Origin of the sequence: Streptomyces sp. NBC_01537, from assembly GCF_045040445.1 — a bacterium.
GTDB lineage: Bacteria > Actinomycetota > Actinomycetes > Streptomycetales > Streptomycetaceae > Actinacidiphila.
In genome coordinates this window covers 6,801,615-6,828,547 of record NZ_CP109392.1, presented here as the reverse complement: position 1 = coordinate 6,828,547, position 26,933 = coordinate 6,801,615, and the positions used below count along the sequence as shown (strand labels likewise).

At 70.1% G+C, this 26,933-nt stretch carries 13 protein-coding genes; 7 read left to right on the top strand and 6 right to left on the bottom strand.

Annotated elements, in window-relative coordinates; translation table 11 throughout:
* Positions 1-74: 74 nt before the first annotated feature.
* Positions 75-4,463, bottom strand: a complete 4,389-nt coding sequence (locus OG607_RS31385) for an FtsK/SpoIIIE domain-containing protein (protein WP_405730621.1) — start codon at positions 4,461-4,463, stop codon at positions 75-77.
* Between the two features lie 218 nt (positions 4,464-4,681).
* On the opposite strand from OG607_RS31385, the gene OG607_RS31380 reads away from it, so the two are divergent.
* From OG607_RS31380 to OG607_RS31350, 7 genes are all read left to right on the top strand, one after another.
* Positions 4,682-9,367 (top strand): DUF6531 domain-containing protein, encoded by a 4,686-nt coding sequence (locus OG607_RS31380; protein WP_405730620.1) that lies wholly within the window; start codon positions 4,682-4,684, stop codon positions 9,365-9,367.
* 16 nt (positions 9,368-9,383) lie between these two features.
* On the top strand, positions 9,384-9,788 hold the full coding sequence (locus OG607_RS31375) for a hypothetical protein (protein WP_405730618.1): 405 nt from the start codon (positions 9,384-9,386) through the stop codon (positions 9,786-9,788).
* A complete protein-coding gene (locus OG607_RS31370; RefSeq protein WP_405730616.1) occupies positions 9,788-10,096 on the top strand; it encodes a hypothetical protein in 309 nt (102 codons plus the stop codon). Before OG607_RS31375 ends, OG607_RS31370 begins: the two co-directional genes overlap by 1 nt.
* Positions 10,093-10,728: a hypothetical protein gene (locus OG607_RS31365; protein ID WP_405730614.1), complete on the top strand. Its 636-nt coding sequence runs from the start codon at positions 10,093-10,095 to the stop codon at positions 10,726-10,728. The genes OG607_RS31370 and OG607_RS31365 overlap by 4 nt, the downstream gene beginning before the upstream one ends.
* 143 nt (positions 10,729-10,871) lie before the next feature.
* Positions 10,872-11,171, top strand: a complete 300-nt coding sequence (locus tag OG607_RS31360) for a WXG100 family type VII secretion target (RefSeq protein ID WP_405730613.1) — start codon at positions 10,872-10,874, stop codon at positions 11,169-11,171.
* Positions 11,172-11,341: 170 nt separating this feature from the next.
* Complete coding sequence (locus OG607_RS31355) at positions 11,342-12,187, top strand: hypothetical protein (protein ID WP_405730611.1); 846 nt, start codon at positions 11,342-11,344, stop codon at positions 12,185-12,187.
* Positions 12,184-17,370 (top strand): caspase family protein, encoded by a 5,187-nt coding sequence (locus tag OG607_RS31350; RefSeq protein ID WP_405730609.1) that lies wholly within the window; start codon positions 12,184-12,186, stop codon positions 17,368-17,370. The genes OG607_RS31355 and OG607_RS31350 overlap by 4 nt, the downstream gene beginning before the upstream one ends.
* Before the next feature lie 55 nt (positions 17,371-17,425).
* Here the strand turns inward: OG607_RS31350 and OG607_RS31345 are convergent, their stop codons facing one another.
* The 5 genes from OG607_RS31345 to OG607_RS31325 all read right to left on the bottom strand — a co-directional run bounded on the left by OG607_RS31345 (position 17,426) and on the right by OG607_RS31325 (position 25,690).
* A complete protein-coding gene (locus tag OG607_RS31345; protein ID WP_405737169.1) occupies positions 17,426-18,889 on the bottom strand; it encodes a serine/threonine-protein kinase in 1,464 nt (487 codons plus the stop codon).
* Between the two features lie 75 nt (positions 18,890-18,964).
* Positions 18,965-21,352 (bottom strand): DUF3488 and transglutaminase-like domain-containing protein, encoded by a 2,388-nt coding sequence (locus OG607_RS31340; RefSeq protein WP_405730607.1) that lies wholly within the window; start codon positions 21,350-21,352, stop codon positions 18,965-18,967.
* Positions 21,349-22,506, bottom strand: coding sequence for a DUF58 domain-containing protein (locus OG607_RS31335; RefSeq protein WP_405730605.1), 1,158 nt, complete (start codon positions 22,504-22,506; stop codon positions 21,349-21,351). The genes OG607_RS31340 and OG607_RS31335 overlap by 4 nt, the downstream gene beginning before the upstream one ends.
* The gene (locus OG607_RS31330) at positions 22,506-23,483 is read right to left on the bottom strand and encodes an AAA family ATPase (protein WP_405730603.1); all 978 of its coding nucleotides are present in this window, start codon (positions 23,481-23,483) and stop codon (positions 22,506-22,508) included. Before OG607_RS31330 ends, OG607_RS31335 begins: the two co-directional genes overlap by 1 nt.
* Entirely contained in the window at positions 23,480-25,690 is a 2,211-nt protein-coding gene (locus OG607_RS31325) for a fibronectin type III domain-containing protein (protein ID WP_405730601.1), read from the bottom strand. Before OG607_RS31325 ends, OG607_RS31330 begins: the two co-directional genes overlap by 4 nt.
* Positions 25,691-26,933: the final 1,243 nt, after the last annotated feature.

Sequence of the window (26,933 nt, the reverse complement as noted above, 5' to 3'; positions counted from 1 at the left end):
CGTCCCTGACGATCCTGGGAGGGAGGGTGACTGTTGTTGCCGTCCCGCTGGGCCACAAGCGGCTGGACGACGCGCTACGCGATCGTCGTAAGCGGCACCTGGACGACCTGTACGTCGCCGTCGCCCAGGTGCAGCAGGCCCCGGCCGGGCTGGATCGCCGCGCCGGTCTGCGACCGCTGGAGCCGGACGCCGATCAGGTCCGCGTCCGACAGGTTCTGTGGGGACAGCAGCAGGCCGCGGCGGGCCCTCTTGGCCTCCACCTGCCAGCCGGAGAAGCCGCCGCACACCTCGTCCGCGTCGCCGGCCAGCACCAGGCCGACGTCCGCGCCTGCCGACCTGCGCAGTACGGAAGTGAACACATCTCCCGCCTCGCAGGTCCGCAGCAGTTCGGCGTCGTCCACCAGGATCACACCGAAGCCGCCGAGCCGTCCGATCGCAGCCCTCAGCTCCTCAGCCGTGATGTCGCCGCCCTCGAAGCAGCCGGCCACCCCGGCGGCGGCCGCGAGCATCCGTAATGGCGACGGACGGGGCGCGGCGATGATCACCTTGGTTCCGGCGGTCAGGAACGACCGTGCCATGGTCAGCAGCGTCGAGCTGCGCCCCGAGCGCGGCGGGCCGGCGACGACGAAAGCCGGGCTGCCCTGGGCCAGGTCCGGGCCCAGGGCGTTGAGTTGGTCGCCGCCGACGGCGGCCATGGCCCACAGCCGGCCGTGATCGGCGTCGCGGAGTTCCCAGGCGTCCGCGAAGTCGATCCGGCCCGGCAGTACGTCCACCCGGAACGGCCGGCGGGCTCGCGGCACCGCCGCGTCGCGTCGCTTCGCCGCCTCGCCGATGGCGGCGAGCGCCGCGGCCTGGGACTGGCCGCTGGTGTCCTCCGCCAGCAGGGCGATCTGGGTCTCGATCTGCCCGGCGGAGTGGAAGGCACGGCCTGCCGGAAGATTCTGCGGGATCTTCCGCGGATTCAGCCCGATCAGGCTGAGGTCGGACGGGTCGCTGAGCCGCAGAGCGATCTTGTTCTCGGTCAGTGTGGAGATCCGGCCGATCAGCAGGGTGCGGTCGCCCGAGGTGATCACATGGATGCCGACGGACGCGCCCTCGCGCATCAGCCGGAAGACGGTGTCGGTGAGCTGGCCGGAGTTCAGGTCGCCCAGTGCGGCGGTGAAGCCCTCCCAGCGGTCGATCAGCAGCACGATGTGCGGCAGTCTCTCCTCCTCGGCGACGCCGGTGCGCTGCTCGCCCAGATCGGTGAAACCGCGCTCGCCGAGCAGCCCCATGCGTCGCTGCGCCTCGTCGGCGAGCTTGCCGATCAGCCGGACGGCGCGGTCGGTCTCGGTGCCGCGCACCACCGCGCCGCAGTGCGGCAGCGAGTTGAGGGCGAGCAGCGCACCGTTGCCGCAGTCCAGGGCGTAGAGGTGCACATCGGCGCAGCTGTTGTGGCGTGCGAGCGAGCCGGCCATGGTGCGCAGAATCTGCGAGCGTCCGGTGCCCGGCGCGCCCGCGATCATCAGGTGACCGAAGCCGGTCAGATCGATCGCCGCGACGCGGCGTGCCTGCTCGCCGGGCAGGTCGTCCACCGCGTAGGGGGCCGGGACCAGGCCGTCGCGGGACGGCGCTGCCGGCGTGCCGAGCTCGTCCAGGACGGTCGTCTCGGGAAGCTCCGGGAGCCAGGGGCTGTGCTGCGGCGGGATACCGAGCTGCGTGTTCGCCTCGTTGACCGCGTCGACCAGGACGGCGAGGTCGGTCAGCAGGTCGGCCTCGTCCTGTCGTCGGCCCACGGGCCGTTCGGGGGCGGGCCGGCCGACGGCGTCCCACGCCAACGGCACGATCCACGGCGTGGCGGTGGAGGTGGCCACCTGGCCGGGTCGGCTGCCGCCGACCCGGCCCGACTGAAAGGGAACCAGCGAGGACGCCCCGAGACGCACGTACGCACGTCCCGGCGTGCTCTTGGCGATGTGGCCGGAGTCCGGGGCGTCGATGACGTCCTGGCTCTCGGAGGCGTCAGTGACGCGCAGTGCGATCCGCAGGTTGGTGTTGGCGCGGATCTCGGGCGAGACCACACCGGACGGCCGCTGGGTGGCCAGGATCAGATGGATGCCGAGCGAGCGGCCCCGCTGCGCGATGTTGACCAGGCCGGTGACGAAGTCCGGCAGCTCCCGGGCCATCGAGGCGAACTCGTCGATCACGATGAGCAGTCGTGGCATCGGCGCGAGCGAGGAATCGCGGCGCATCGCGATGAGGTAGTCCTCCAGGTCCTTCGTCCCTGCCCCGGCCAGGATGTGCTCACGGCGCCTCAGTTCCGCACCGAGCGACTCCAGGGCACGCTCCACCAGGTGTGTGTCGAGGTCGGTGACCATGCCGACGGTGTGCGGAAGCTTCACGCAGTCCTTGAACGCGGCGCCGCCCTTGTAGTCGACGAGCACGAAGGTCATGGCGTCCGGCCGGTTCGCCACCGCGAGCGAGGCCACGATGGTCTGCAGCAGCTCCGACTTACCGGCACCAGTGGTGCCCGCGACCAGGCCGTGCGGGCCGTCACGCACCAGGTCGATGGAGAACGGCCCGTCGAACGACGCACCCACAACGGCGGTCGTGCTCCGCCCGCCCATGGTCCACAGTGCCGAGATCGCACCGGAGGTCGGCGGTTCCATCCCGATCAGATCGAGCAGGCGGCAGGCATCGGGGAGCGCCCCGCCCTCGTCGCTGCTCACATCCCGCATCGGGGCCATGGCGCGGGCCACCTGCTCGCACCACTGGGGGCTCACACAGTCCGGGCGCACCGACACCACCGGCTCCTGGCCGGCCTGGGAGACCTGCAACAGCCCGAAGTGGTCCTCCTCGACGAGTGCGCGGCACTCCTCCGGGAGCAGACGTCGGTCCGCGTCGAGGCAGATGAGGTGAATGCCGACGCGCGGCCCCTCACGCAGGATCTGGGTCAGCCCGGGCAGGGCCCGCAGCCTGCGCGAGCCGTCCAGGACGACGAGCACGGACGGACCGCCCCAGGCCTGGTTCTGGCCGCCGCCCGCCTCGCGCCACGCGTCCTGCCGGGCGGCCACAGCGGCGAGCAGCTCGCTGATCCGGCGCGCCACGCTGTCCGTGTCGGTGCCCAGCAGCGCGACGGCGCTCTGGCCCTCCCGGGCGCGGGCGTGCGGAAGCCAGCGCACCCACTCCCAGCAGTGCCGTCCGCTCGGATCGGTCAGGACACACACGGACAGGTCGGCCGGGCTGTGCAGGACCGCGGCCTGCGCGACGAGCCAGCGACCGATGGCCCGGGGCAGCTCGCCGCGGCCCGCGACCCCCAGCACGCCATGGGTGCGCAGCGCCACGGTGACGGGCACGTGGTCGATCCTGCGGGCCTCGGCCCGCTTGTGCTCCTCCTTGTTCGGGTCGTCGACCTCGACCTCGGAGGGCAAGGCCCCGGTGCCGACCCGGAGCAGACCGTGGTCGTCGTCGCTGAGGCGGCGCTCCCACAGCCGCTGTCCCGGCCCGGTCGCGGTGACGAACAACTCGGCCGGGTCGGGCCCGCCGTCGCGGCGCGCTCCGGTCTCCGCGGCGATGGCCCTGCGGGCCTGGCGTTCGATGGACGCCTTCTGCTTCTCGTACTCGACGAGGGTCTCTCGAAACGACTTCTTGCCGTTCTTGCGGTCGTAGAAGTAGTTGCCGACCAGAGCGATCGGACCGAGCAGTGCGAGCAGCAGGAAGGTCATCCTGCCCATGACCAGCGCCATGGCCACTGAGCCGACGAGCGGAGTGAGGGCCATCACCCAGGGCAGGGGGCGGGCATCGGGCTGCCTGGGCTCGGGCGGCAGCTGGAACTTCGTCCTGCGCGGGGGCGGTGTGATCCGCGGTGGACGGTTGTAGTCGAGGCCGGTGCCGTCCTCGGAGGGCCTGAGCGCGGTGTCGGGGAACGCGGGCGTGCGCACCTCCAGCAGGGAGTGGCCGAGGGACACCACGCTGCGGGGCCGCCAGGGGCGGGCTTCGGCGAGCTGCTCGCCGTCGACGGACGCCGTACTGCCGAAGACCGGGCGCACGGTCACATCACCGTTCACGGCGACATCGACCTCCAGGGCCGAGTGCGGCAGCGCGGTGTCCGCCAGCCGGATCCAGGCGTCGGGCCCGCTGCCGACCACGGCCACGCCCGGCCCGAGCCGGTGCACACCGCCCGCGTCGGGGCCGCCCACGACGCGTACCTCGACCAAGCCCTGCGCCTGCGGGGGCGGGCACGCGGCCGGCGTACTGAGGCTGACCAGCGCTCCGTCACGGACCGGAGAGGCCTCAAGCGGCACTTCGGGATCGAGCCGGAAGCCGTTGATGTGCAGGGCCGGTGGGCCCTGCCCGTCGTCGGGCCTGCCGAGGCGGTGCGCGATCTCCGCGGCGAGTGCCCCCACGGACGCGGCGGGATCGGCGTCGACCAGCACATCCGCGTGATCGTCGTGGGCGGGATCGATGACGCTGAGCTGCAGTTCCAATGCCGTTCCCCCTGAGGCCTCGGCGCCTGGGCCGCTATTTCTCTCCCGAGCACTGTCTCGTGCGACAGCGCCGCTGTGCGCAGTAATGATGCAACAGAGGCCGAACAAAGCCACGGGCCGGAACTGGATCGCAGCATTCTGTCGTCATACAGTGTCCTACTGGCGTTGCCGGGCAAGGCAGTTGAGGCACAGGTGCGCACGTTCGGGGGGAATGCCGTATGGGGCGACCGGCGGACTGGCACGTGTTGGACCTGGACAAGGATCCGACCCCCGGGGACCCGGTCCAGGTCGAGAATCTCGCCCGACGCATCCACGGGTTCGCCGACGATGTCGGCACCGCCCTGCGCTCCATACGCGGGCTGTCCGGGGACAGCGCAGTGCAGACCTGGACTGGCCTGTCCGGGGACGAGTACCGCCGGCAATTCGACGACCTGCCCGGCGAACTGGACAAGCTGGAGCGCTCCTACCGCCTGTGCGGGGACGCGTTGGCCACGTACTGGCCCAAGCTCCAACAGGCCCAGGGCGATGCCGACCGCGCACTGGAGCAGGGCCGCCAAGCACGCGCGGACCTGAACACCGCTCAGTCCCACCTGAATTCGGCGAACGACTGGGTGGACCGGGCCAACGCCCAGTCCCAGCAGTACCAGCAGTCGGGCAGCCGGCCGGAGGTCCCGCCCCCGACGCCGGACCAGGTCCGCGCCGCCACCCGCAACGCCAACGAGGCCCAGGCCTCCCAGCGCTCCGCCCAGTCCGCGGTCGGCTCCGCCCAGGCCATGCTGGACGCGGCCAAGCAACTGGCCGAGGAGGCACGCGGACTGCGCGACAACGCGGCGCACACCGCCAAGCGCGCGATAGACGACGCCTCCGACGCCGGCATCCAGAACAAGGCGTGGTACGAGAAGGCCGTCGACTGGGTGGCCGACCACTGGGACGAGATCGTCGCCGTCTGCAAGGTCGTCGTCGCCGTCCTCGGCGTCATCGTCATGATCATCGGCGGCCCCCTCGCCTGGCTCGTCCTCGCCGCCGCCCTCGTCGTCCTCGCCGACACCCTCATGAAGTACGCCGACGGCAAAGCCTCCCTGTGGGACGTGTTATTCGCCGCCCTCGACTGCATCCCGGGCTTCAAGGGCCTGACGACGGCCGGTGGCCTGCTGAAGATGGCCAAGGGTGGACTGCCCGCCATCAAGGGCGGCCTCGGCGCCATGAGCAAGGCATTGCGCGGCCTCGGGAACGGCCTGCGCCGGGAGGCCGACGACCTGGGCAGAGCGGCACGGAAATTCAACGAACGGCCGAAGTGCAACGACCCGGTGGACCCGGTCACTGGTGAAGTAATCATGCAGCAGGCCGATGTCGTCCTCCCCGGCGCGATGCCCCTGGTACTCCAGCGCACCCATATCTCCTCGTACCGCACCGGCCGGTGGTTCGGCCCGTCGTGGGCCTCCACGCTCGACCAACGACTGGAGATCGACGCCGAAGGTGTCTGCTACGCAGGCGCGGACGGCTCGACGCTGATCTACCCGGTTCCCGAGCCAGATCGCGACGTCTACCCGATCGAAGGTGAGCGCTGGCCGCTGAGCTGGGATGACACCCCAGGCGGCGACATCCGCATCACCTCCCGTGCCACAGGGTGCACCCTGCACTTCTTCCCGCTGGGCGGCGGGCGGCTACCGGAGACCGAGATCATGACGCTCCCTCTCCGGGCGATCTCCGACCGCAACGGCAACCGCGTCGAGTTCGACTACGACGGCAACGGAGCGCCCACCGAGATCCGGCACAGCGGCGGCTACCGCATCAGTGTCGAGACCCACGACGGGCGGGTAACCGGCCTTTACCTGCGCGACGATCCGGAGCAGTTGCTGCTCGTCCGCTACGGTTACGACAAGGGCGGGCGCCTCACCGAGATCACCAACTCATCCGGTCTGCCGCTGCACCTCAGCTACGATCCGGTCGGCCAACTGACCGGGTGGAAGGACCGCAACGGCACCAACTACCAGTACCTCTACGACGAGGACGGGCGCTGCGTCCGCGTCACCGGCTCCGACGACTTCCTCAGCGGCACTTTGGAGTACGACGCTGAGCACCGCATCACCGTTGCCGTCAACTCGCTCGGCCACGCCACCACATTCGCGTACAACGAGGCCCACCAAGTCGTCCGCGTGACCGATCCACTCGGCCATACCACGATCACCGAGCGGGACCGCTACAACCGGCTGCTCTCCGAAACGGACCCGCTCGGCCGTACCACCCGATACCGGTACGACGACGAACATGAATTCCCTGTAAACGTCACCCGCCCCGACGGCACAGTGGCAAGCGTCGAGTACAACGATCTGCTCCTGCCGGTGACCTCCATTGAACCGGACGGCAGCCGGTGGCAATGGACCTACGACGAGCGTGGCAACCGGACCTCCAGCACCGACGCACTCGGCAACACAACGACCTTCACCTATGACCAGCGTGGCAACATGACCAGCGTCGTGGATGCTCAGGATGTCGCCCAGTTGCGCCTGGGGTGCGACGAGGCCGGCCTGCCCATGGCGAGCACTGACGCATACGGCGCAACGCGGCGCTACACCCGGGACGTCTTCGGCCGGATCACCAAAATCACCGGCCCGCTCGGCGAAACCACCGAACTCGCCTGGACGACGGAAGGGTTACTCACCCGGCGCGTCCTTCCGAATGGGGCCACCGACCTATGGACGTACGACGGCGAAGGCAACCTGCTCGAGCACCGCAGCCCCACCGGACTCACTACGCGGTACGAAACCACGCGCTTCGACCTCCTGTCCGCCCGCACCAGCCCCGATGGCACACGCTGTGAGTACTCCTACGACACCGAGCAGCACCTGCTCGCGGTCACCAACTCCCAAGGGCTCACCTGGAAGTACGAGTACGACGCGGCGGGTCGCCTCATCAGCGAGACCGACTTCAACGGACGCACCGTCTCCTACAGCTATGACCCCGCAGGTCAACTCACGGAGCGCACGAACGGCGCAGGACAAACCATCCATTTCATCCGCGATCTCCTCGGGGACATCATCGAGCGGCGCTGGGGCGAAGGCTCCACCTCGCACGTCGCCTCGTACGAGTACGACGCGCTCAGCCGCCTGGTGCGCGCCGTCAACGACGACGCAGACCTGGTCCGCGAGTACGACACGGTGGGTCGCCTCGTCAGCGAGACGTGCAACGGCCGTACGGTCCTCTCGCGATACGACGGGATCGGCCGCCGTGTCGAGCGCGTGGCCCCCAGCGGGGTGCGCAGCACCTGGGAGTACGACCACGCCAACCGCGTCATTGCCCTGCACAGCGGGAACCGCTCCTTGGATTTCGTGTACGACTCGGCAGGACGCGAAATCGAGCGCCGCCTCGGTGATGCCGCCATCCTGAGCCAGGGCTGGGACTCCGGCAGCCGTCTCGAAGCCCAGAGCATCATTAACGCGGGGCCCACCACGCGCCTGCTGCAGCAGCGCAATTACACCTACGACGACAACGGCTTCCTTGCCGCGATCGACGAGCTGACCACGGGTTCACGGCGGTTCACCACCGACGCTGCCGGCCGCGTATGCGCGGTGACGGGCACCGGCTGGGCCGAGAGCTACACCTACGACGCCCTAGGCAATCTTTCCCGCGCCGTCCTTCCGCCCCTCGCGGACAGCGGGGACGACGGCGAGCACACCTATTCCGGCACGCTGGTGCGCCGCGCGGGACGCACCAGCTATCGGCATGACCGCCAGGGGCGCGTCGTCCGGCGCTCGCGCAAGCTGCTCTCCGGCGGTTCGAAGTCCTGGCAGTACACCTGGGATGCCGAGGACCGGCTCACCGACGTCATTACGCCGGACGGCAGCCGGTGGCACTACCTGTACGACCCGCTCGGCCGCCGTACCGCCAAGCAGAGGCTCGCCGAGGACGGGACGACCGTCCTGGAGCAGACGGATTTTGTGTGGGACCGCGCGCAGCTCGCCGAGCAGGCCCGCTCGGACCTCGGATCCGGGAACCTCTATACCACCACCTGGGACTGGACCCCCGGTGGCCCCGCGCCGCTCACGCAGACCGACAGGTCCCGGTCTCCGTCCCCGTCCGGGTTCCCGCTCCATGACGCCGACCAGAATGACATCGACGAGCGCTTCTACGCCATCGTCACCGATTTGGTGGGCAGCCCTGCCGAGCTGATCGACGAAAGCGGCGGGGTGGCATGGCTGCGGAGGACGACGCTGTGGGGCACCCCGCTCGACGCACCGCCGGAAGACGTCGACTGTCCGCTGCGATTCCCGGGCCAGTACCACGACGCCGAGACCGGACTGCATTACAACTTCCGCCGCTATTACGAGCCGGAGACTGCCCGCTACCTGAGCCCGGACCCCCTGGGGCTGGAACCGGCACCCAACCACCACGCTTATGTCGGCAATCCGCTGATGTGGACGGACCCGCTGGGGCTGGCGCCGTGCTTCACCCAGGTCGACTACAACTCCACGGAGCTGGGCAACCTGGCGTTCCTGAGGCGTTTCCAGAACGGACAGCAGATCCTTGGGGCGAAGTACAACGTCGCGGTCGCCCACGTCCCGGGCTGGAACCACCCGGTCACCGGCGACTTCATCTACGGGATCAATAGAGAAGGCGGCCTGCATGCCGAGATGGACATCCTCCGGCAAATAGACGCGCACCCCAACTTGTCGGTCGAAGACATCAAGTCGTTGTACTCCGAACGACAGCCGTGCGCGGAGTTGAAGGGAGGAGAACCTTGCCGACCAGTGCTCTCGGACAGACTGGCCAACACCGACGCCAAGATCGAGTATTCCTTCCCTTATCACAGCAAGGAGCAGGACATTGGGATGGCATACCAAAGCCTGCTGGGCGAAATCTCGCGTCACGCGCAGAACAACGGCTATTCCCACTTGACCTGGTGACGGTAGGCTCCGGCGCATGCTCAATCCAGCGGACCAGGCAACAGTGATCGAATGGCGCAGGCTGGCCCAGGGGGCCCGGAACGTGCTCGCCGGAGCCGGACTGCCCCTCCAGGCCGATGTCGACCAACGATTCCAATTCGGGGCCCGGATCATCGTGGACGAGTTCGAGGGCACGGGCGGCGTGTTCGTCGGCTGGCAGCCACACTTCCATGTCGTGGCTGCGGCGCTGGAGAGCTACAAGCAGCACGAGCAGAACGCGCCGGCAGTCCGCCATTTCAACACGGTGTGCCGGGCGATGCGCGACGCGATGGCTCAGATCCTCGAATCGGCCGGCTATCGGGTCGAAGACAGCGGCGAGGACTTTCCCGACGGGCTGCGGGTCCTGTCCGGGCCAGAATTGCCGAGGGAGAAGAAGAGCTGATGCCTGACCGTCTGGCCGTAGACCTCGTCGGCCTGGAGGCGTTCGCCTCGCAGCTGAAGTCGATCAGGGAGCGGATGAACGGGACCCGGTCCCTGTTCAACGACTACGAGGGCGACCTGGGATCCGGGGAGGTCGCGGGCGCACTGAACGGCTTCGAGCACAACTGGAAGGACGGCCGCGCGGACATCGACGGCCATCTCGACGGGCTGGCCAGGATGGCCGAGCAGGTCGTGCAGGAGATCCGGAAAGTGGACGACGACGTAGCCAAGCAGCTTGAGCAGTCCGTGGAGGGTGGGCAGCAGGCGTGAGCAGGGTACGGACGACGACGCTCGAGCGCGGGGGCTTCAGCATCACGGTGCCGGCGTCGTGGTGGGAGTTCGACATCCGGCCGGAGAGCCGGGACGACACCATCCGGCGGCTGGTCAACGACCGTGTCCGCAAGGTCCCCGAGCTCGCCGATTACCGGTCCGTCATCACCAGGTTCCTGCGGTCGGCGGCCCGCGACGCCTACGACAGCGGGGCGGTGTACTGCGGCTGCATGGCGCAGGGCTTCGACGGCGTGCCGATCTCCGCGCAGGTGACGGTCTCGGTGGTCGGCGCGCGGACGTCCGAGGGGGAGATCCTGCCCACCGCGCCCGAAGCCATCGCCGGGTCGCTGCGGGAGAAGGTCGCGCGGCGGGAGAACGACACCTGGCGCAAGGTCACCATGGTCGCGATCCCCGAAGTCGGCCAGGCAGCACGGACGTACGGGATCGAGGACGTGGAGCTCCCGGACAGCACGAAGACCGTACGCGTCGTGCTCATGCAGACGTTCATCCCGCTTCCGGGAACCGGGGACGCGGTCGCCCTCGTCTCTGGCAGCAGCCCGGTACTCGATCTCGCGGATGCCTTCTTCGATGTCTTCGACGCGGTGACGTCCACATTCCGCTTCGTGACGTAGAGAGCCGCAACGAGTGGATGCGGGCGGGCAGACTCCGTCGATAAGCTGACTGACCGAAAGATTCCGATCGGTAGATCACTGACATATCGGAGCCACGGGGGAAGCCCTGCGGCGTTCGTACTCAACGAGAGGCGAGGCTCACCATGGGCCAGAACGTCAGCGTCACCTATCAGGACATGCAGGAAGCCGCCAAGCAGCTCCGCAGTGGCCAGGCCGAGATCCAGGAGAAGCTCGGCCAGTTGCAGAAACTCGTCCAGAACCTGGTGAACGGCGGCTTCGTCACGGACCGCGCATCGAAGCAGTTCGACCAGTCCTACAACGAGTTCAGCACAGGTGCCACGAAGACCATCGAGGGTCTCGACGGCATGGGCCAGTACCTGGAGAGCGCCGCCTCGGCCTTCCAGCAGGCGGACGAGCAGCTCGCCAAGGGCCTGCAGGGCTGACTTCCTGCCTGGCGACCGGGATGCCGGCCCTGCGGCACCACAGGTCGGCACCCCGGGCCTCACCGCCGCCAGGAGGCCTCGTCGGGCTGCCGGCCAACGGGCTTGTGCGACCCCGTGACATCCGGGGAGACTTCCATGAACAGACGTCCAGAGTGGGAACCGGGGTTCGGGTGGCGCGGGTTGTATGTGTGCACGGCGTCGGCCAGCAGTTCAAGGGCGAGCGGGTGCTGCACGCACAGTGGTGCCCCGCGCTCCGGGACGGCGTGGATCGGGCGGGCGGCGCGCTCGGGCCGGACGACGTGCGGTGCGTCTTCTACGGTGACGTGTTCCGCTCGCCCGGCAGACCGCTCTCCGTCGGCGTGCCCCTGTTCACGGCCGCCGACGTGGACAAGGGGTTCGAACAAGAGCTGCTGCTGGCCTGGTGGGCGGAGGCTGCCCGGACCGACCCCGGGGTGGTCGATCCGGATGCCCGCACCTTGGCACGAACACCACGAGGCGTTCAGGCCGCGCTGCGCGCTCTGAGCGCATCCCGGTTCTTCTCGGGTCTTGCCATCCGCATGTTGATCTTCGATCTGAAGCAGGTCCGTCTGTATCTCATGGACGAGGACGTGCGGAATGAGATCCAGGGCCGACTGGCAGCCGCGGTGGACGAGGAGACCCGAGTGGTCGTGGGGCACTCACTGGGGTCGGTGGTCGCTTACGAGGGCTTGGCGGCCAACAAGACGTGGCCGGTGCGGAGCCTGGTGACGCTCGGCTCGCCGCTCGGTGTGTCGTTCATCCACGAACGGCTGGCGGAGCGGCGGCCAGGAACCTGGCCGGGCTCCGTCGAGGAATGGACGAACATCGCGGACTCCGGCGATGTCGTGGCCCTGCACAAGGCACTTGCCGGGCGCTTCGGCCAACCGGGCAGGCAGGTAAACGATGTCGCAGTGCACAACGGTGCACACGCGCACGACGTCCGGCCTTATCTGACCTCCGCGGAGACGGGTCGCGCGGTCCTGTCCGGCCTGCGATGAACAACGGGCGCCGTCTGCTGCTGACCACGGCGGTGACCCGCTATGCCCGCAATCCGGAGTGGGACCGCCCGGAGCTGGCCGACGACGTGCAGCGGATGGCCGAACTCTTCACCGAGGACTTCGGCTACCGGCACGTTCCCGTGTTGGGACTCAGTCCTACGGCCGATCAGCTACGCGACGGGCTACGCGACTTCTGTACGGCTCCCGACCGCCGCCCGGACGACTACGTGGTGCTGTACATTGCCGGCCACGGCGAGTTCCTCGATGACCGGGAATCCCACAAGGAGCACGTGCTGCTCGCCTCGGACGCCGATCCCCGGGACCTGCGGCACCGCGCCGTGAAGACGGCTCACCTCGCCGAGTGGATCCTGGCAGGCACTGCGGTCCGGCGGCTTCTGCTCATGCTGGACACCTGTTATTCGGGCGGTGGGGGCGGCGACGCCGCCCGCGAGGCCCTGCTGTCGCTGTCCGATGTGGCGGGCGGTCCCGCCGCCGGCTCCGAGGGGGGCGGTGTGGTCCTGGTGACCGCGACCCGCCCCAACCAGATGGCCCGGCCCGGCGCGTTCACCACGGCGTTCGCGCGTGCCGCGCGCCATCTGGCGAGCGGCGGCTACGCCCAGCCGCAGCTGCGGGTCGACTCCATCCTGAACGTACTCAGTCAGGACGAGGCGACGCCGGAGGGCCAGACCGCCACCTGCCACCTTCTCGGGCTGGAGGGCGAGCATCCCGCGTTTCTGCCGAACCCGCGCTTCCAGCGTGAGTTGGTCGACCTGGACCTGATGCTCCAGGACCAGCTGCGACAAGCCGCCCTGCGAGCCGAGGAACTGCGCAACCGGTTCGTTCCCGCGACACAGTGGTTCACCGGTCGGCACCGGGCCTTGACCGAACTGGCGCGGTGGCTCGGCCACCCTGGCGACGACGGTCGGGCGCGGGTGGTGACGGGCAATCCGGGCTCGGGCAAGACCGCGCTGCTCGGGTTGATCGCCGCTCTCAGCGATGCCGAGCGGCGACCGACCGTGCCGCGTAGGGACCTGCCGGACGTGATCCCGGACGAAGGCACGATCGACGCAGCGGTCTATGCCGGGAATCTGTCCACCAGCGAGGTTCTGGCGGCGATCGCAGCCGCCGCCGAGGTCAAGGCCGACAACGTGCGCGACCTGCTGGACGCCCTGGACGGCAGGGAGCGCCCGCTGACGGTCCTTGTCGACGCCCTCGACGAGGCCATCGACCCGGACGGCCTGATCGTCTCACTGCTCCGCCCGCTCCTCACCCATGGGAAGGGAAGGATCAGGCTGCTCCTGGGCACTCGTCCCCATCTGCTCCCCATGTTGCGCACACCGACCGTGACGCTCGACCTCGACGACGAGAGCTACGCGGATCCGGACAGCCTCCGCCTCTACACCCGGCGGGTACTCATCGAGTCGCGGCCGGGAAGCCCGTACCGGAACGCGGACGCCACAGCAGTGGAGGCGGTGGCCACCGCGATCGCCGAGGCAGCGCAGACGTCGTTCCTCGTCGCCCGGATCGCCGCTCAGACCCACGCCGCGCTCCCCACCCTGCAGGACCCGACCGACCGGGCCTGGCGGGACGGTCTCCCCCGTCTGGCCGGCGAAGCCATGCGCGCCGACCTGAAGCTACGGCTCGGCAAACGGGAGTTGCGGCGCGTCAGGGAGCTGCTCCTGCCACTCGCCTACGCCCAGGGAGCAGGACTGCCGTGGGAGGACATCTGGCCCCGGCTGGCCACCGCTCTCGCCCGCGACGTCACGTACACCAACGAGGACCTGCTCTGGCTCCGCCGCACCGCCGGCTCCTACATCGTGGAGACACGCGTCGGAGGTGAGTCGGCCTACCGGCTCTACCACCAGGCACTTGGCGAGCACCTGCGCGACGGCCGTGACCGCACCGACGACCAGCGCGACCTGTCCGAAGCCCTTCGCGAGCACGCCGTCGGCGTCTTCGGGGCCGCATACGGATGGCAGCGGGCCCATCGCTACATACGGACGCATCTGATCACCCATGCCGCCCAAGGTCAGCAGATCGACGATCTGCTGACCGACCCTCACTTCCTCCTTGCGGCCGAGCGCCCCCAACTGCTGGCCGCGCTGCCGGGCGCGCGCGGGCTGGACGCCTACTCCGCAGCTGCCGCCTACCGCCAGGCAGTGCATCATCTGCGCGGAAAGCCTCCCGAGGAGCACGCCGCCTATCTGGAAGCGGCCGCGCACTGTGCCGGCGCCCACGCACTGGCCGAGGCTCTGGCATCGAGCGGTCTCGCCCGGCCCTGGTCGGTCCGCTGGGCCTCCTGGCGGCCGGCGCCGCCGCACCGCTCACTCACCGGCCATACGGCAAACGTGGTGTCGGTCGCGATGGGGCAGGCGGGAGGGCATCCGAGAGTCGCCAGTGGGAGCTCCGACGGCCTTGTACGAGTGTGGGACCTGGCCACGCGTTCCGAGAACGTGAAGTTCGCCGGTCACAGGGGCCAGGTATGCGTCGCACTGGGCGAAGTGGAGGGACGATCCGTTGTGGTCAGCGGCGGATACGATCGCACCGTACGGATCTGGGACCTCGCCACCGGCCAGGCTGTGGGTGAGCCGCTCACCGGGCATGACAACTACATCTCGGCCGTCGCGCTGGGCGAACTGCACGGACAGCCCATCGCCGTCAGCGGCAGCTTCGACGGCACCTTACGAGTGTGGGACCTCCGCAACAGGCAGGCTGTGGGTGAGCCGCTCACCGGGCATGACAACTACATCTCGGCCGTCGCGCTGGGCGAACTGCACGGACAGCCCATCGCCGTCAGCGGCAGCTACGACGGCACCTTACGGGTGTGGGACCTGGAAACCGGATCCACCTCCACCGTACTGAGCGGTCACACCAGCTATGTGTCGGCCGTGGCGCTGGGAGAGCTGGACAGACGACCCGTCGTGGTCAGCGGCAGCGATGACCGGACCCTTCGTGTCTGGGACCCGACGACCGGAGAAACGGTGGGAGAGCCGTTCACCGGACACACCGGCCGCGTCGAGTCCGTTGCGCCGGCCGAGTTCGACGGCCAGTCCCTGGTGGTCAGCGGAAGCTACGACGACACCGTGCGGGTGTGGGACCTCGCCACCGGCCGGCCGTGGGGCAAACCGTTCGGCGGTCACGACGGCCGCGTGCAATCGGTGGCGGTCGGCGAGCTGGACGGCTGGGCCGTGGTGGCCAGCGGAGGTGACGACCACACGGTACGGATCTGGGACCTGACCGCCGGGCTGGCCGCCGGCAAACCGTTCACCGGCCACACCAACCGGGTGTCATCCGTGGCGCTGGGTGACCTGGAAGGAAAGCCGGTGGTGGTCAGCGGCAGTGCCGACCACACGGTGCGGGTGTGGGACCTCGCCACCGGGCAGCCCATGGGCATGCCGCTCACCGGCCATCGGGGCTGGGTCATCGCGGTGGCCACGGGCACCTTCGACGGAACACCCATCGCGGTGAGCTGTGGAGAGGACCACACCGTGCGGGTGTGGAACCTCCTCACCGGGCAGCCCACGTGCGAACCTCTCACCGATCACTCCGGTTACGTCTCCTGCGTCGCGCTCGGAGAGTGGAACGGCAGGCCCATCGTGGTGGCGGGCGCCAAGCGCACGGTGCTCTTCTGGGATCCGCGCACGGGTGCGCCCGTCAGTGGGCCGTCCATTCGCCACGACGGCTACGTCTCCGCGGTGGCGGTCGGTGTGGCCGAGGGACGCTGCCTCGTCGTCAGCGGCAGCCACGACCGTTCCGTCCGGGTGTGGGATCTCGACACGGGGCAAGCGGTCGGCGAACCGTTCACCGGCCATGACGGCCTGGTGGAATCGGTGGCTCTGGGAGAGCTGAACGGACGGACGGTGGTGGTCAGCGGCAGCACGGACAACACCGTGCGGGTATGGGACCTGGCCACCGGCAAAGCGCTGGGCGACCCGCTCGCAGGCCACGCGGGCCGTGTGCGGTCTGTGGCGCTCGGCGAGCTGGACGGCGCGCCCGTGGTGGTGAGTGGGGGCTTGGACGACACGATTCGGGTATGGGACCTGGCCACCGGCAAACCGGTGCGCGAGCCGCTCGCCGGGAACGCCGGGCATGTGCTCTCCGTCGCCGTCGGTGTACTACGAGGGCGGCCCGTGGTGGTCAGCGGCAACGCCGACCACAGCATCCAGGTGCGGGAAATTTCCGCAACCCCCGTCATGAGTCCGTGGCCCGCCGGAGAACCGGCGGAAGAGGTCACCGGGCACACCGACACCGTTTCGGCCGTCGCGGCGTCGGCCGTCCACGACGGGTCGATGGCCGTCAGCGGCGGCCACGACTGCACTGTGCGCGTCTGGGACCTTGCCACGGGAACGCCGGTGGGCGAGCCGCTCACCGGGCACACCGACTGGATCATGTCAGTGGCGATCGGCTGTCCGTACGACGTCCCCATCGCCGTCAGCGCGGGCGACCGAAGCGTTCGGATCTGGAACCTGGCCACAGGAGAGCCATTGGGGGAACCACTGGCCGGCCACACCAGCTATGTCTCCGCCGTGGCAGTGGCCGAGGCCGGCGTGGGCGTGCCCCTGGTACTCAGCGGCAGCTACGACAACACTGTCCGCCGATGGGACCCCGCTACGGGTGCCGCCGTGGGCGAGCCGCTCACCGGGCACACCGACTGGATCACGGCACTGACAACGAGCCGGCTGAGCGACGTCCCTGTCGCCGTCAGTGGCAGCGCCGACGGCACCGCCCGGATCTGGGACCTGGCAACAGGCCGGCCGGTGGGCGAGCCGCTCGCGGGCCACAGCGGCCATGTGACCGCCGTGACGGTGACCGGGCCGGGCCGCGGTCTGGCCGTCCTCACCGGTGGCGAGGACGGCAACGTCCTGGTGTGGGATGTGCGGCATCCGGCTGATGAGTCGGTTGCCGGCCTCCACCGGCGCGGACCGGCCGACCCGGTGGTCCTGCTGTCCCGCGACGCCCCGGTCACGGCGTTGGCCTTCTCCCAGGAACGGAAGATCGTCGCCGTCGGCACCGGCTCAGAGGTGGTGCTCATCAGAATCGGCGAAACCTACCGACAGGAGATCGAACTCGAGTCACATGTCCTTGGCCTCGCCTTCGGTCCTGGCAGCATGCTCGTCGTGGCCACGGAGCAGGGACTGGTAACCGTCAGCCTTGACGCCCGGAAGGCGATCGACAGGCCCTAGATCGCCCGGACAGGGCCTAAGGCCTGTCCGGCGGAGCTGAACCGCCGGCCGAGCGCTACGGCCCGTCCGTCTTGCAGAGCGGTTGGGACGGCGCGAACCGGATCGCGCCGTCCATCGACACCACCGTCAGGACGGTGTAGCAGGTGTCGTCGGTGACCGACCCGGCGGAGATGAAGACCGCCTGCTCCGAGACGTTCGCCGACTTCTGGATGGGCCGGTCCGCGCCCGGCGGGCGTGCCTGGACGAGGTAGCCGATGACGCCCGCGCTCTGTTTCGGGACCTGCCAGGCGATCTGGACGTTGCCCTCTGCCTTGGTCGCCGTCACGTTACGCGGCATCAGCTCGGCCAGTTGGGCGGCGGGGACCTCCTTGCCGGTCTCGGTCGCGGTCGGCGACGGGTCCTTGCCAGGCCGCTCGGTGGCCGCGCTGCCGCCGCGCAGCGCCAGCGTCACCGTCATCGCCGCCACCGCGAAGACCACGGCGACGACACCCGCCCCGACGAGCCCCCGGCGGACCCGCCGACGGGACTCGTCGCGCGCCCGCTCGCCCGGCTCCTCGGCCGCTGCCTCCTCCTCGGGGGTGAGGTCGTCCGCCGGGTCCCAGCCGGGCAGCGGCAGTTGCGGCGCGGGCTCGGGTTCAAGGGACGGGACTCGGGCCGCGTGCGAGGCGGGCAGCAGAAGCCTCAGCACGCGGTGCACCTCGGTCAGCGGCGGGCGGCGCTCCGGGTCGGCGGACATCATCCGCCGGACCAGGGTGAGGAGCGGTTCCGGGACATCCGGTCGGCGCGGCGGTGGCAACTCGCCGCGCAGCACCTCCTGGTAGAGCGCCGACCAGCTGGTGCGGCCGGCGTCGCTGTGGGCGGCCTCGCCGTTGAGCAGTGCGTACAGCGTGGCGCCGAGGCCGTAGACGTCGGCCGCCGGGCCCGGGTTCTCCCAGCCGAAGAGCTCGCGAGGGGCGTACATCGGGTCGAAGACCGCGCCGAGGCCGGGGTCGCAGCGCTGGAGGATGCGGGCGATGCCGTGGTCGGCGAGGAGAGCGTCGCCGGTGTCGTCGAAGAGGATGTTCGCGGGACGTACGTCGAGATGCAGTACCCCGCGGCGGTGCGCGGAGTGCAGGGCGAGGGCCAGACGCAGGCCGATGACCACGACCTCGTCAACGGGGTACGGGCCGAAAGCGGCCATCCGGGCCTGGGCGTTGACGCCGCGGTGGAACGGTTCGGCAAGGTAGGGCCGGTGGTCGGAGGTGAAACCGGCGTCGCTGACGGCCACCGAGCAGGGGTGCTTGGCGGCGACGGCCGCGGAGAGCAGCTCGGAGTGGATCGCCAGGCGGCGGGCCTCGTCCTGGACGACCACGTGGAGGATCTTGACGGCGACCTCGGCACCGGTGGCGCGCTCGTTGCACATGAACACCGTGCTGTGACGGCCCGTGGCGACCTGGTGCAGGGACTCGTAGTCGGCGACCGGCGGCTGGAGGACCGGTCCCGCCGACTGCGCCGTACCGCCGCCGGACCACTCCGCCATCGGGCTCACTCCCGTTCCTCCCTGTCGGCCTGACTCCGTGTCACGCTACCCGCCGTTGCCCGGACCCGTCCCGGGTCACGCACGGCGGCGCACGGCAGAGAGCCGCAGTGTGCGGATCAGTCGTGTGCGACGGGGGACCGTGCGAAGGACGGTCCTCTCGATCGCGTCGCAGTGCGCCCATGCCGCATTCGCGGACGCCGGGTCCGGGATGCGGCCCGCATAGCCCACCTCGTTGACCAGTCCGGCCAGCATCGGCAGATGTTCACCCGCGGCTCCGCCCAGGCGGGACGAGCCGAAGGCGGCGACCTCCTCCGCTGTATGTGCGCCCGTGGCCGGGAGGCCGATCTCCGTGAGCCGCTCGACGATCTGCTGCCACGCGCCGAGCACCCTGCGACCCGCGTCCGGGTCCTTGCGCCGCCGGGCCCGTCGCCGGTACGGGACCCACAGCGCGTACAGCAGGTAGGCCGTGCCGAGGACGGCCAGTGCCACAGGGGCGTAGACCCATGCCGGGAGACCGGATCCGGAGGCTCCCCCTGCGGTCGTCTTCTCGGCGCCCGGCTTGTGCGGCGCCGTTGACGGCCGCGACCCCTCGCTGATCCGCTGGTCGTCATCCTGCCGTTCCTTCGACTGGCCGGCGGGAGCGACCGAGGAACCGCCCTGTGAAGCCTTTCCGGGCGTCGGGTAGAACGGGACCCAGCCGATCCCCTTGAACTCCACCTCGGGCCAGGCCAGTACGTCCTGGCCCCGCACCTGCCAGCTGCCGCCGGCGGTTCGCTTGCCGGCGCGGAAACCCACCACCACCCGTGTCGGCAGGCCCAGCGTGCGGGCCAGCACCGCGAACGACGCCGCGAACTGCTCGGACGTGCCGCGCTTGCCGTCCGTCAGGAAGAACTCCAGGTTCCGGTAGGTGTGACCGGGCAGCGCCTCGGGGTCGTACCGATAGTTCGTACTGAGCCACTTGGCCAGCTGTACCGCCTGCTGATACGGGTAGGTGCTGCCCTGGGTCGCGCGCTCGGCGACCTTCCGGAAGGAGGTCACGGTCGCGATCGGCCTACCGGCCGGGTCCGTGCGGGGCAGTGCGACGAGCCGCGGGTCGTCGGCCACGGCCGCGTACCCCAGCCGGTCGTCGTCGTACAACGGGACCTGCGAGGTCGCCGTGTACGTGAGACCGCTCGGGATCCGTCGGCCGGTGGACAGCACCCCGCTGTCCGGGTCGACGGAGAGGGCCGTCCCCTCGGGCACGCTGACGCCCGCGGGCCGGTCGGCGACCGGCAGCCAGATGCCCGGCAGCGACTGCACGGTGAAGCGCTGCTGGAGCTTCTTCGTACGGCCCGGGTCGACGCCCTTCTCTGCCGGGACCCGGCCGCCGGTCCGGGTCAGCTCGGCGCTGCTGGACCAGGTCGTCCCGTTGTACGTGTCGAGGACCGCGAGCCGGTAATTCCCTGCGTCGCCCGCGCCGTCGGTCCGTACGGTGAAGACCTTCGCATCGCCGTCGCGCAGCCAGGCCGCGACCTGGTCCAACGGACTGGTCGACTCCGGCCGCACGGTGGGCGGCGTGACCACGTCGCGCGGATCGTACGGTGCGCCGAGCCCGGGGACGTACGGGCCGAGCAGCCCGGCGACCAGCCCGAGAACGGCCACGACCGGCAGCCCCAGCAGCACCCCTCGCAGCGAGAGCCGTGCCCGCGAGCGCACCAGCACGAGCAGCGCGGTGGCCCCGGCGAGAGCTCCGACCACCGGGTATGACGACCCGGGGCCGTCCACGCCGAGCACCTGCGGGAACCCGAAGGCGAGCACCGCCGGCAGCGCGGGCAGCAGCGGCGCACGGGTCCGCAGGGCGAGCTCCGCGGAGGTGAACGCGGCCAGCCACACGACGGCGTGCGGCAGCACCAGCAGTTCCGGGTCGCCGGGCGCGGGCAGGATGGTGGACAGCAGCGCGTGCGGAGCGTCGAGCAGCGCGGACCACGTGGCGCGGAGCGCGGGCCCGGTCGGCAGTCCGCCGCCCGCCTCGCGGAACAGGGTGGCGCTGACGACGGCGATCCACGCGACGACGGTCAGCAGCACGGAGGGCCAGAGCGCGGTGGTCGGACGGCCCGCACCGCGCGCCTGAACCCCCGCCGGGCCGGAGGCGGCCGGGCGGCGCCCGCGGCCGAGCAGCCCCGACAGCACAACCGACAGGATGATCGGGCCGAGCACGGCCACAGCCAGCACCGGGAGCAGGTCGGCCGGAGCGAAGATCCGGGCGAACCCGTAGCCCGCGGCACCGGTCAGCACGGCCACCGGCAGCAGCGACCAGAGCCGGCGGGCCCGGCTCAGCCCGGCGACCGCGTCGTTCGCCCGCGTGACCGCAGGCCGCTCCGCCGGGCCGGGCGCGGTGGGGGCGGGCGCGGCCCAGTCCCAGCGGGGCCCGTCGCCCTGCGGCGGCAGGGGGGCCGTGCGGGTGGCACGGGTGGGGGTGCTCATCGCACTGCCTCCCAGCGCCACCCGGCCAGCAGTGCGTCCAGGGACGCGATGTGCAGCTGCGGTACGTCGGTGCCCGAGCCTGTGATGTCGGGCGCGGCCGCCGTGGCGGCGCCGATGCGCAGCATCGTCACCCGCTCGAAGCGGCGCCGTACCCGCCCCAGGGCGCTCAGGCCGTCGGTGTCGCCGGTGCCGGTGACAACGACCAGGGCGCCGCCGCCCCGGTGGTGCTCCAGGCCGTCGAAGGCGGCGGCGGCAGATTTCACGTCCGACTGGCGGACGAGCGCGAGCCGGTCGAGGAGAGCTTCACCGTCATTGCCGGAGCCCTCGGTGTGCAGCACCGGACCGGCCTCACTGACCAGGTGTACGGGGAAGTTGGAACGTGCGGCCGCGTACGCGATGGAGGCCGCGCAGTCCACGGCCAGCTCGAAGTCGTCCTCCGAGGCGTAGGCCGACTGACGGGTGTCGAGGACGAGCGTGGTGTGCGGCAGCGACACATCGACCATCTGACGGACCATAAGCGTGCCGGTACGGGCCGTCGACCGCCAGTGCACCCGCCGCAGGTCGTCACCGAGTACGTACTCGCGCAATGCGTGGAAGGTCAGCGATCCGTCGTCCGCGGTATCCGAGGTCGGGCCCTCCACATGGTGCGCCTGTCCGGACGGCAGCACCGGCAGCAGACAGATCCGGGGCCGTACGACCAGGATGTCGGAGGCGCCGTACGAGCGGATACGGCGGGCCAGCCCGAGGGGGTCGGTACGTTCCACCCGCAGCGGTCCTACCGGTACCCGGCCGCGCCGGGCGGTCGGCAGGGCGTACCGCAGATCGTGCGCAGCGCCCGCGCGCAGCAGCGGCACGTCCACGGTGACCTGCTGGTCCCCGCACCTGTCGGTGACGCGCAGCCCCCGCCGGGTCCGGCGGCCGGTGTTGGTCAGCGCCACCACCCCTTCGGCCGGATCGCCACGGCCCACCTTGCGCGGCGCGATCCGCCGCTCGGCACCCAGCTGCGGCCGGGGCAGCGTCCACGCAGTGGCCATGACGACGGCGATCACGCAGGCCGCCCCCAGCGCCACGGCCTCGCCGTACCCGAACGCGTAACCGGTGGCGATCAGCGCCGCCCCGCCCGCCGTCGCTCCCCACCCCGTGGACGACAGCATCAGACCCGCGCCCCGCCGCCCTGCGGGACCGGCACCGTGGCCAGCACCTCGGCGATCACATCAGCGCTGGTGCGGCCGCTCAGCTCGGCCTCCGGAGTAAGGATCAGCCGGTGCGCGAGGACGTGGCCGGCAAGTGCCTTGACGTCCTCCGGAACCGCGTACACACGTGACTGCGAGGCCGCGCGCACCCGGATCGCACGCAGCAGGGCGATGGAACCGCGCGGCGAGGCACCGAGCCGTACGTCCGGCAACGAGCGGGTCGCCGCCACCACCCGCACCAGGTAGTCGTACAGCGGCTCGGCCACCTGCACCTGGGACGCCACCTGGATGAAGCCCGCGACGTGCTGGGCGGTGGCGATGGTCGACAGTGACTCCGGCGTGGTGCTGGCGGCGGCCCCGGTGAGCACCGCCACCTCGGAGGCGTGGTCGGGGTAGCCGACGGTGACCCGCATCAGGAAGCGGTCGAGCTGTGCCTCGGGCAGCTGGTAAGTGCCGCCCATGTCGACCGAGTTCTGGGTGGCCAGCACCATGAACGGGCGGGGAACCGGATGCGTCTTCCCGTCGGCGGTGACGCGGCGCTCCTCCATGACCTCCAGCAGCGCGGACTGCGTCTTGGGCGAGGCGCGGTTGATCTCGTCGCCGAGCACGATGTTCGCGAAGACCGGGCCGGGCAGGAACTCGAACGTACCGGTGTTCTGCCGGTAGACGGTGACGCCGGTGATGTCGGACGGCAGAAGGTCGGGGGTGAACTGGACACGCGCGAAGCCGGCCTCGATGGAGGAGGCCAGGCAGCGGGCGAGCGTGGTCTTGCCGGTGCCGGGCACATCCTCGATGAGGAGGTGGCCCTCGGCGAACAGGCAGGTCAGCGCCAGCTCGACGGTGTCGCGCTTGCCCTTCACCACCCGCTCGATGTTGTCCCCCAGGGCGTGGAAGCACTGGGCGAACTGCGAGAAGCCGTCGTTGCGGGGAAAAGTCATGTGCAGTCCCAGACGTCGTTGTCGAAGCGCGAGTCGAGATAGATGTCGGCGACATAGCCGTTGACGCCCCGGTAGCTGATCTTTCCCCAGATGGCGCTGGTCTGATGGGTGAACGGGTGGGTCACCGACTGGCCCGTCGTCTTGCAGTGGACGGTGACCGCGGGGGTGCTGTTGCCCGGGATCTGCCCCGCCTTGCCGTTGGAGGTGCTGGGCCCGGAGCGGATGTAGAGCGGATTGTTGTCGTTGTCGTTGTGCACGATGTTCTTCAGCTTGTCCGGAGGCGTCAGGTTGAGCGTCCCGCCCGCCGCCCCGCCCGAGCCGGCGGCGTTGCTCGCCGTCACCGACACCGCGTAGGTGTTGCTGTTCTGCAGGTTCGTGTACGTGTAGGTGGTGGCGGTCGTCGTTTGAGTCCCGCCCGGCCCGCTGACGGTGTATGTCACCGAGGCGTCGGCACCCGACGGGGCCTGCCAGTTCAGCGTGCCACCGTGCCCTGTCTGTGCCGGTGTCACGGTGAGGCCCTGCGGCGCTCCCGGCGCGATGCACGGCCGCACCGGGGCCGAAGGCTGGGACTCCTTGCTGGGCGCGCCGGCCGCGTACTCGGCGACCACGGTGTAGCTGTACTGCTTGTCGCAGGACCCCCCCTTCACCTCGAAGGTGAACGAACCGTCGGGGCCGAGTTCGTCCGGAGTGGCGGTCTGGCCGTCCGCCAGTCCCCTCAGTACGTAGCGCGTCGGTGTCACGCCGGACGCCGCAGCGAAGGTGATGGTGATGGTGCCGTTTCCGGACTGCGCCTGAGGCGTGCCGGGGGCCGCCGGCTCGGGGCAGCCGGCCTCCCACGCGACGTCGCAGTTCCTGCTCGGGCTCGGGCTCGGGCTCGGGCTCGGACTCGCTGAGGGCTTCTGCGTCGTCGGCATGGGCCCGGGGGCCGACGGTTTCGGCTGCCCGCCCCCTCCGGCCGTTGCCGACGGCCCCGGTGCCGGTGCCGCCGTCTGCGGCGGACCCTGCGAGGCGGGCGCCGCGGTCGGGACGCTCTCGTCGACCGGTTTGTCGCCGGGCTTCCGCGCCGACGGCACGTCCGTCCGGTACTTCCCGATGTGCCTGACCTTGCCGGTGGTGTTGATCACCGCTGCGGCCGCATTGTCCTGGTCGTTCACCCACAGCAGGCCGTTGCGTACGAAGAGTTCGAGCTTGCCGGCCTTCTTGGTCACCACGACCGGGTCGGCGAGCTCCGCGGCGGCGGTGTCGTAGACCAGCAGCCTGCCGACGGATTCGTCAGGTATGTAGACCTTCTTGCCGAGCACCTGCGGTGCTCCGAAGCTGCGGCCCTTGGCCCCGAGCGGGGCGGTGGTCGTATGACCGCTGCGGATGTCCACCAGCGTCAAGGTCCCGCTGTCCCGGGCGAGTACCGGTACGAGGGAACCTTCCGTGCTCGCCGGCACCAGGATGTCGGCGGGGGCCGAGTCGTCGATCCCCCCGTCGAGATTGAAGCTGTCCTGAGCGCCCGTGACCGACAGCACCCTCATGACAGCGGCGGTCCGGTCGGTCACCACAGGCTGACCGTCGGCCAGCGTCAGCACGAGGTCGTGCCCGCCCGTGGCCACCTTGACCGCCGTGCTCCTCCGCCCCTCCACGAAGGGCACCACCGTGCCCTTGCCCGGCACGGGAACCCACAACGTCCCCTGCGGGTCCACCACCGCGGCTCCGAGCTTCCCGTCCAGCTTCACGGCCGGCCCCTCAGCGATGGTCTTCGCCGGGTCGATCCGCTGCACCGTGCCCTTCGCGGGGTCGATGACATACGCGTACGCACCACCGGAAACGAGTTGCAGACCCGTGGCGCCATAGTCCGCGGACTGCTCGGCGGTCAGCTGCGACGCGTCGATCCGTACGATCCGGCCGGTCTCCTTGTCCAGCACCAGGATGGTCTTGCCGTCCTGCGAAACCGAGACCGGGTGACCTTCCATGCCGGGAGGCAGCGTGACCTTTCCGTCCACATCACCGGTGAGGCCATTGGCGTGCGCGACCTCGCCCTTCTCACTGCTGGCCAGCCAGGCGCCGATGTCGGCGAGACTGGGCAGCGAGCCGGACGCCCCGACCCCGACGGCAAGCGAGGTGCCGATCAGTGCTGCCACCGCACCGACCGCGATGTAGCCCGTCACGCGGTTGCGAGTCGGTCGCACCATCGCCCAAACAGCTGCGGCCAGCGTCACGCAGCGCTCCCTGAGGCCCGGGCGATCGGGCTCGGGCATCGAGAAACCCTCGGTGAGACTGCGCGGTCGCAGACCTAAGCTCCCGTTATCACCCGCCATCGATCCCCCTGGGAAATGGCACAACCGTGCGTGCTAGAAGGCTAGCTGGCCGCTGAATCCGTGTCAGCGTCAGAAGGAGCTTGTGATGATGGCGTGACGTTCCCGGCGCGGAACCGCAAGGGCGCGCTCAAACCCGCCTACCGACCGCATGCCGATCCGGCACCCTCCCGGCATCGACACGCCGCACTGCATTCCTGGGCTCGGACTCTCCCGCAGCTTCTACGCCGAAGCCGTGCGTCCCTTGCTGGACGACACCGACCCAGGGATAGCGAACTCCGCGGCCCAACTCGGCGCGGGCTCGTCGACCGCACCTCGTTCGCTCCGACGCGCCAGCGGGGAGCCCCACCAGCACACTTCGATCCATCGCGGACGGGCATCGATGCGGATGACCTCGCCGGGAGCGACAGCGTTGGCGGTCTCTTCCGCTTAGATGCACGTCGGATCAGATACTGAACCAGCTCGCACGTGCACCTGTTTGGCGGTCACCGATCCCGCAGTAAGCACAGTCGACCTATCGTAGTCGGCATACTCGGACGCCCACTTGACTGCTGGCCGGCCGCGCCGCCAGACAGCCACCGATGCGACTGCAGCCACGACCGCAGCCCCCGAACCGATCCAAGTGGCCCAGTTCTCCAACTTGCATTGGTCAGGATCCGTAGCGCGGCACCGCAGAGAGCCGGCGTGGATCACGCCCTTTGTCGACGACGGCCGAGAAGTGGTTCTGGATCACTTGCCGTGCCAGAGCCACGGGGAGGGGCACCGAAACCGCGATCACCGAGTAACGGGTCCGTCGGTTTCCCTGTCGCGACGAGGCGTGTCCGCGCGCGACGTTCGTCGAACAGATCAGCGGGCTGACCTCCGCTGCGGACGACGACGTGTGGGTCTGCAGACGGTCTTGCAGCTGCTGGCTCCGATGCGTCGGCCGGGGGACACTTTCTGGGTTCCGATGTCCTCACATCGTCCCCACATCACGGCTCTATCGCCGCACGGGTCACCTGCCGCGACTCGCACCAGCTATGCGTCCGACGCATCCGTGCAGGTCAGATGAGCATCAGCCGACGCAGACCGCAGAGGCACCAAAGTCGCGAGCAGCGGATCCGACTCCGTTCGACCGAAGTTGACGATCCGACACCCCACGAGGAGC